At 70.4% G+C, this 7,430-nt stretch carries 6 protein-coding genes; 1 reads left to right on the top strand and 5 read right to left on the bottom strand.

Annotation, left to right across the window (positions count from 1 at the left end; translation table 11 throughout):
* Window positions 1-71 precede the first annotated feature (71 nt).
* The 5 genes from ftsH to dacB form a co-directional block, all read right to left on the bottom strand.
* Window positions 72-2,114 carry an ATP-dependent zinc metalloprotease FtsH gene (gene ftsH, locus ACWGH4_RS26920; RefSeq protein WP_441263650.1) on the bottom strand — a complete coding sequence of 681 codons (2,043 nt, stop codon included), beginning with the start codon at window positions 2,112-2,114 and terminating at the stop codon, window positions 72-74.
* 162 nt (window positions 2,115-2,276) lie between these two features.
* Window positions 2,277-2,816, bottom strand: a complete 540-nt coding sequence (gene hpt, locus ACWGH4_RS26915) for a hypoxanthine phosphoribosyltransferase (RefSeq protein ID WP_159689106.1) — start codon at window positions 2,814-2,816, stop codon at window positions 2,277-2,279.
* Between the two features lie 38 nt (window positions 2,817-2,854).
* Complete coding sequence (gene tilS, locus ACWGH4_RS26910; protein ID WP_453465503.1) at window positions 2,855-3,898, bottom strand: tRNA lysidine(34) synthetase TilS; 1,044 nt, start codon at window positions 3,896-3,898, stop codon at window positions 2,855-2,857.
* A 236-nt stretch (window positions 3,899-4,134) separates the two neighbouring features.
* Window positions 4,135-5,283, bottom strand: a complete 1,149-nt coding sequence (locus tag ACWGH4_RS26905; protein ID WP_453465501.1) for a zinc-dependent metalloprotease — start codon at window positions 5,281-5,283, stop codon at window positions 4,135-4,137.
* Window positions 5,284-5,369: 86 nt separating this feature from the next.
* A complete protein-coding gene (gene dacB / locus ACWGH4_RS26900) occupies window positions 5,370-6,812 on the bottom strand; it encodes a D-alanyl-D-alanine carboxypeptidase/D-alanyl-D-alanine endopeptidase (protein ID WP_453465499.1) in 1,443 nt (480 codons plus the stop codon).
* Between the two features lie 66 nt (window positions 6,813-6,878).
* Here dacB and ACWGH4_RS26895 point away from each other — a divergent pair, with 66 nt between their 5' ends.
* Window positions 6,879-7,373, top strand: coding sequence for an inorganic diphosphatase (locus ACWGH4_RS26895; RefSeq protein ID WP_005314187.1), 495 nt, complete (start codon window positions 6,879-6,881; stop codon window positions 7,371-7,373).
* Window positions 7,374-7,430: the final 57 nt, after the last annotated feature.

Here is a 7,430-nt window from a genome sequence, read left to right as displayed (position 1 = left end):
TCCCAGGCTAGAACCTGGGAGGTGCGGCGTTCATTCCGGGGCCGGTGGCCCTGGGGCGCCGAATGCCCTGGTCAGGCCTCCGGACGCTCCTCCGGGACCGGCTCGGCGGACGACTTGGTGACATCGGTCACCGTGGTCGCCGTGGCCGAGGCCGACGTCGCACCGTTCGCGGCGCCGTTGGTCAGCGCCAGCTCCTTGGGCGAGAGCACCGGCGGGCGGGTGGAGGGGGTACGCCGCGAGGAGCCGGTCCACGCCGGGCGGGCCGGGCGCTTCACGATCGGCGCGAAGATCTCCGCGATCTCCTCCTTGCCGAGCGTCTCCCTCTCCAGCAACTGGAGGACCAGGTTGTCGAGGACGTCGCGGTTCTCGACGAGGATCTCCCAGGCCTCGTTGTGCGCGGCCTCGATGAGCTTCTTGACCTCTTCGTCGACCAGCGCCGCGACCTCTTCCGAGTAGTCGCGCGGGTGGGACATCTCGCGGCCGAGGAACGGCTCGGTGTTGTCACCGCCGAACTTGATCGCGCCCAGCCGCTCGGTCATGCCGTACTGCGTGACCATCGCGCGGGCCGTGGCGGTGGCCTTCTCGATGTCGTTCGCGGCACCCGTGGTCGGGTCGTGGAAGACGAGCTCCTCGGCCGCACGCCCGCCCAGCATGTAGGCGAGCTGGTCGAGCATCTCGTTGCGGGTGGTCGAGTACTTGTCCTCTTCCGGGAGCACCATCGTGTAGCCGAGGGCACGGCCCCGGGACAGGATCGTGATCTTGTGGACCGGATCGGAGTTGGGTGAAGCCGCCGCGACCAGGGCGTGACCGCCCTCGTGGTACGCGGTGATCTTCTTCTCCTTGTCGGACATGATCCGGGTCCGCTTCTGCGGGCCGGCCACGACACGGTCGATCGCCTCGTCCAGCGCGTGGTTGTCGATCAGCTTCTTGTCGCTGCGCGCGGTCAGGAGCGCGGCTTCGTTCAGCACGTTCGACAGGTCGGCACCGGTGAAGCCGGGCGTGCGCCGGGCAACCGCGCCCAGGTCCACGTCCGGAGCGACCGGCTTGCCCTTCTGGTGGACCTTGAGGATCTCGAGCCGGCCCTGCATGTCCGGACGGTCGACCGCGATCTGCCGGTCGAAGCGGCCCGGGCGCAGCAGCGCCGGGTCGAGGATGTCGGGCCGGTTGGTGGCGGCGATCAGGATGACGCCGCCCTTCACGTCGAAGCCGTCCATCTCGACGAGCAGCTGGTTCAGCGTCTGCTCGCGCTCGTCGTGGCCACCGCCGAGACCCGCACCACGGTGCCGGCCGACGGCGTCGATCTCGTCGACGAAGACGATCGCCGGGGCGTTCGCCTTGGCCTGCTCGAAGAGGTCGCGGACCCGGGAGGCACCGACACCGACGAACATCTCGACGAAGTCGGAACCGGAGATCGAGTAGAACGGGACGCCCGCCTCGCCGGCGACGGCGCGTGCGAGCAGCGTCTTACCCGTACCGGGCGGGCCGTAGAGCAGCACACCCTTCGGGATCTTGGCGCCGACGGCCTGGAACTTCGCCGGCTCCTGGAGGAACTCCTTGATCTCGTGGAGCTCCTCGACGGCCTCGTCGGACCCCGCCACGTCGGCGAAGGTCGTCTTCGGGGTGTCCTTGGTGATCAGCTTGGCCTTGGACTTCCCGAAGTTCATGACTCGGGAGCCGCCGCCCTGCATCTGGTTCATCAGGAACAGGAAGACCACGACGATCAGCACGAAGGGCAACAGGGAGAGCAGGACCGAGACGAACGGACTCTGCTTCGACGGCGAGACCGTGTAACCGTCCTCGATCGCGCCGGCCTCGAACTTGTCCTGCAGCGTGTCGGCCAGGTCGGCACCCTGGGTGCCGATGTAGCTGGCCTGCACCTTGCTGCTGTTGTCGACCTTCTGGCCCTCCTTGAGCTCGATCTTGATGATCTGCTCGTCACCAGTGGTCAGTTTTGCCTGCTTGACCTGGTCTTTTGCGATCGCCTGGACGACCTCGCCGGTGTCAACCGTCTTGTAGCCACCGGACGAGCCGACGACCTGCATCAGCACGACCACGGCGAGGACGGCCAGCACGATCCACATGACCGGCCCACGGAAGTATCGCTTCACGTCCATCCATACGGGGCGGTGTCGCCCCGTCCCTCCTGCCCGTAGGTAAATGCTGCTGTGAGAAAAGACAACTGTTCTTCGGACGGTACCTCAGCATCGACGCCGACGACCGCCTTCCCCTGCTCCAACGGCGAAAAGGCGGGCTTGGTTCCCCGGCGTGCCGTTGCTTCAGCCTCCGTAGACGTGCGGCGCCAGCGTGCCCACGAACGGGAGGTTCCGGTACTTCTCCGCGTAATCAAGGCCATATCCGACGACGAACTCGTTCGGGATGTCGAACCCGATCCACTTCACGTCGATCGCGACCTTGGCCGCGTCCGGCTTCCGCAGCAGGGTGCAGACCTCGAGTGAGGCCGGCTCGCGGGAGCCCAGGTTCGACAGCAGCCACGACAGGGTCAGCCCCGAGTCGATGATGTCCTCGACGATCAGGACGTGCTTGCCCTTGATGTCGGTGTCCAGGTCCTTGAGGATGCGGACCACACCGGACGACTGCGTGCCGGCGCCGTACGAGGACACCGCCATCCAGTCCATCGTGACGGGGGTGGACAGCGCACGCGCCAGATCCGCCATCACCATCACCGCGCCCTTGAGGACTCCGACGATGAGCAGGTCCTTGCCCGCGTACTCTGCGTCGATCTTCGCGGCCAGCTCGACGAGCTTCGCGTCGATCTCTTCCTTGGTGATGAGCACCGACTGAAGGTCGGTGCCCATGTCCTTCTCGTTCACCCGCGTCGCTTTCTCTCGGCGGTTCAGCCTTGCCGAATGACCAGTCTGCCACCCTGGCGTCGCGCTTCGACCCGGCCGGGCAGGTTGATGGCGCCCTGACCGCGCCATCCGGTGATGAGACGGTCGACTTCCTCGACGTGCCGGGCGAACAGCGATCCGGCGGGCGCCCCGGCCTCGATCACGGCCCGGCGCAGCACCCGGCGGCGCACGGCGGGCGGCAGGACGTAGAGCTTGGCGCATTCCAGCCGGCCGCTCTCGTCCCGCACGGTGGCCTCCGCGTCGGCGGCCCAGCTGTCGAGGGCATCGGCATCGTCGCGGGAGAGCTGGGCGGTACGGGCCAGTGCCTCGACGACGCCCTTGCCGAGCGCCTTCTCCAGGGCGGGCAGCCCTTCGTGGCGCAGCCGGGAGCGGGTGTAGGCCGGGTCGGCGTTGTGCGGGTCGTCCCACACGGGCAGCGACTGGACCATGCAGGCCTTGCGGGCGGTCTGCCGGTCGATGTGGAGGAAGGGCCGGCGGTAACGGCCGGCGGTGCCCGACACGGCGGCCATCCCGGACAGCGAGCGGATGCCGGAGCCTCTGGCGAGTCCGAGCAGCACGGTCTCCGCCTGATCGTCGCGGGTGTGGCCGAGCAGCACGGCGGCGGCCCCGTGGCGCTCGGCGGCGTCGTCCAGGGCGGCGTAGCGGGCGTCACGGGCCGCGGCCTCGGGTCCGCCCTCGCGGCCGACCCGGACGGCGATGGCCTCGACCGGGTCCAGCTGCATCGCGGTGAGGCGTGCGGCGACCTCGGCGGCGCGCATGCCGGAGCCGTCCTGGAGGCCGTGGTCGACGGTGATGCCGCCGGCCCGGACGGAAAGTTTGCGGGCCTCGAAGGCGAGGGCGGAGGCGAGCGCCATGGAATCCGCACCGCCGGAGCACGCCACGAGGACGAGCGGGGGTGCGCTCGCGGGCGCCGGGCCCGGGGCGGAGTGCGCGAAGCGTGCGGCGTTTTCTGTCTGGTCGGTGAGGACGTCGTGGAGTACGCGGCGGACCGCCAGGCGTATCGCCGCGACCGCAGGATGGGGACCCATGTCCGGTGCCCTTCGTGAACGGTTCGGGAGTGGGGTGACTCGGTCGAGTCGGACGATCAGGACGGCCACAGGACGAAGACCGTCACTCCGAGAGCAGTCACTCAGAGTGCGTCGATGGTGACAGAACCGAGCCAATACCCGAGCATTGCACGCCTATCCACAGCCCACGGTCCCTCGGACGGGTGATTGGAGGGGCGCCCTTCTGCCGATGCCCGCCTGTCTTTCGCGACTCTCCTCTACGGCGCGCCCTCGCCCTTGCGGTGCACCCTCGCGACCCAGTCCGCCGGTTTGGCGATCTCCGCCTTGGTCGGGAGCGTGTTCGGTGAGGTCCAGACGCGGTTGAAGCCCTCCATCCCCACCTCCTCCACCACGGCGCGCACGAAGCGCTCGCCGTCGCGGTACTGGCGCAGCTTGGCGTCGAGCCCCAGCAGCTTGCGCAGCGCGAGGTCCAGCCGGCTCGCGCCCCGTGCCCTGCGCTGCTGGAACTTCTCCCTGATCTCCGCGACCGACGGCACCACCGCGGGCCCGACGCCGTCCATCACGAAGTCGGCGTGGCCCTCCAGCAGGGACATCACCGCGGTCAGCCGGCCGAGGATCTCGCGCTGGGCGGGGGTCTGCACGATCTCGACGATGGAGCGGCCGTCCTCGTCCTGCTCGCCCTCCGGACGCGCCCCGACGAGGGACTGCGCGGCCTCCCGGAACCGCTCGAGGACGGTCATGGGATCCATCTCGGTCTCACTGAGGAACGACTGGATCTCGCCCTCGAGATGGTCGCGCAGCCAGGGCACGCCGGTGAACTGCGTGCGGTGGGTCTCCTCGTGGAGGCAGACCCAGAGCCGGAAGTCGTGCGGCTCCACTTCCAGTTCGCGTTCGACGTGGACGATGTTGGGCGCGACCAGCAGCAGCCGTCCGCCGCCGTTGCCCTCCCCGGGGTCTCCGGACGGCAGGTCGCTGCCGCCCGGAGCGAAGGTCTCGTACTGTCCCAGCACGCGGGACGCCAGGAACGACAGCAGCATGCCGACCTCGACGCCGGTCACCTTGCCGCCCACGGCGCCGAGCACCGCGCCGCCGGGCGTGCCGGAGCGCCGTTCCTGCATCTTGTCCAGCAGCGGGCGCAGCAGTTCGCGGAAGCCCGCGACGTTCGCCTTGATCCAGCCGGCCCGGTCCACCACGAGGACCGGGGTGTCCCGTGGCCGGGCGCCCTCCGGAATCATCCGGGTGAACTCCCGGACGTGCTCCTCCGAGGCCTTGGCGTGGCGGCGGAGCTCGGCGACGACGGCGCGCGCCTCGTCCCGGCTCACCTCGGGACCCGGCCGCACGAAGCGGGTCGCGGTCGCCACGGCGAGGTTCCAGTCGACCATCTCGGCACCACCGATGCTCGTCATGCGTCAACCGTACGTTCTCGGCCCGCGCCGCGGAGAGGTGTCGTCGCCCGCCGATCCGGTCCCCCGGCCGGTTCGGGCCCCTGCCGTCAGGAGACCAGGGCGGCCGCCAGCCGGTCCAGAGCGGGCTGCGCCTCGTAGGGGGAGGGTGTGTCCGCCGCGAGGAACGCGAAGCCGAGGAGTCGGCCGCCCGGGGCAACGACGGTGCCGGCGAGGGAGTTGATCCCGGTGAGGGTGCCGGTCTTGGCGCGGACAAGGCCGGTGCCGGCGGAGGTGTCGGAGTAGCGGTTCTCGAGGGTGCCGCTGAAGCCGGCGACGGGCAGTCCGGTGAGGATCGGCCGCAGCTCGGGGTGGGCCGCGTCCGCCGCCCGCGCCAGAACGGTCGTGAGCAGCGCCGCCGACACCTTGTCGCGGCGGTTCAGCCCGCTGCCGTCGGCGAACCGGGTACCGGCCAGCGGCAGCTGGAGTCGTCGGAGCTGCTCGGTCACGGCCCGCTCCGCGCCGGCGAAGGACGCCTTGTCGCCGGTGGCGACGGCGGTCTGGCGGGCGAGCGACTCCGCGATGTCGTTGTCGCTGTCGGTGAGCATCCGCTCGACGACGGACGACAGCGGCTCCGAGAGCACCTGGGCGAGGGGGACCGCGTCGGCCGGCGCGCGCCCGGGTGCGGGCGGCGACGTGCGGATTCCGCGTTCCGAGAGCTGCTCGCGGAAGACCCGGGCGGTTTCGCCGGCCGGGTCGGCGCTGCGGGTGGCGGGCCCTCTCGTGCGGTCGTCGAGCCGGCCCTGCCCGACCATGAGGGCGGTGACCGGGGCGATGTTGTCGTTGGGGCCGATGGGATGCAGGACGGGGCCCTGGTAGAGCGAGGCGTCGTACACGAGCCGGACCGTGGGGGCCTTCCGGGAGCCCTCACCGCGTTCCCGCAGGGAGCTCGCGGTCAGGTCGGCCAGTTCGGCGAGACGGGCCCGGTCGAGGGTCGCGTCGCCGCCTCCGACCAGCGTGATCGCGTCGGCGTCCGGAGCGGCGACGACCGTGGTGGGGATGCGGTGGTCCGGTCCGAGTGTGGTGAGGGCCGCGGCGGCTGTGGCGATCTTGACGGTCGACGCCGGGACCATGGGCGCCTCCGCCCGCTTCCCGTACAGCCGCTCACCGGTGGTGAGATCGACGACGCAGACGGCGGGCGCCGGTCCGAGGCCGGAGTCGGCGAGCAGCGGCCCGAGCGTCGCGGCCAGGCCGTCCGCCCGGGCGGGGTCCTCCGCGGACACGGTCCGCGGGCCGCCGAGGGCCTCGAGCACCGAGGCGGCGGAGGGCGCCGGTGCCGGGCGCTTCGGCGCGGGCGCTTGGTGATGTGCGCCACCCGTGGGGCCGTGGGCCGCCACCCGCTGCTTCTCGGCCTTACGCTGACCGTTGTCCCAAGGTCCCGCCGCGGCCACCGCCCCGGCGGAGAGGGTGAGGCCGACCACGGCAGCACCTGCTGCGAGCTGCCACGTCCTGACCTTCGGCACCTCGCACCAGCCCCTTTCGCGATCACACATGTGCGTGAGGGACACTTAATCACCAGTACTGCGTCTTGCTATGTGTTGATCATGGAGGAGCCACCCGTGGAGTTCGACGTCACCATCGAGATCCCGAAGGGTTCGCGGAACAAGTACGAGGTGGACCACGAGACCGGTCGGATCCGCCTTGACCGTCGACTCTTCACCTCGACCAGCTACCCCGCCGACTACGGTTTCGTCGAGAACACCCTCGGCGAGGACGGCGACCCGCTGGACGCGCTGGTCATCCTCGACGAGCCGACCTTCCCGGGCTGCCTCATCAAGTGCCGCGCCATCGGCATGTTCCGGATGACGGACGAGGCGGGCGGCGACGACAAGCTGCTCTGCGTGCCGGCGTCCGACCCGCGCGTGGAGCACCTGCGGGACATCCACCACGTGTCCGAGTTCGACCGCCTGGAGATCCAGCACTTCTTCGAGGTCTACAAGGACCTGGAGCCGGGCAAGTCCGTCGAGGGCGCCGACTGGGTCGGCCGCGCCGAGGCCGAGGCCGAGATCGAGGCCTCCTTCAAGCGCCTCGAGGCGCAGGGCGGCGCGCACTGACGCCGTACCGCTGACGTACGCCGGCGCGGGCGGGACAGCCCAGGGTTGGACCCCCCC

It is taken from the genome of Streptomyces sp. NPDC054847, from assembly GCF_053610925.1.
This window is presented reverse-complemented; position numbering and strand designations above follow the sequence as displayed.

What these genes read in the sequence shown, in the direction of transcription:
- dacB (WP_453465499.1), bottom strand. Translation starts at nt 6,812, where the DNA reads ATGTGTGATCGCGAAAGGGGCTGGTGCGAGGTGCCGAAGGTCAGGACG.
- hpt (WP_159689106.1), bottom strand. Translation starts at nt 2,816, where the DNA reads ATGGGCACCGACCTTCAGTCGGTGCTCATCACCAAGGAAGAGATCGAC.
- ftsH (WP_441263650.1), bottom strand. Translation starts at nt 2,114, where the DNA reads ATGGACGTGAAGCGATACTTCCGTGGGCCGGTCATGTGGATCGTGCTG.
- tilS (WP_453465503.1), bottom strand. Translation starts at nt 3,898, where the DNA reads ATGGGTCCCCATCCTGCGGTCGCGGCGATACGCCTGGCGGTCCGCCGC.
- ACWGH4_RS26905 (WP_453465501.1), bottom strand. Translation starts at nt 5,283, where the DNA reads ATGACGAGCATCGGTGGTGCCGAGATGGTCGACTGGAACCTCGCCGTG.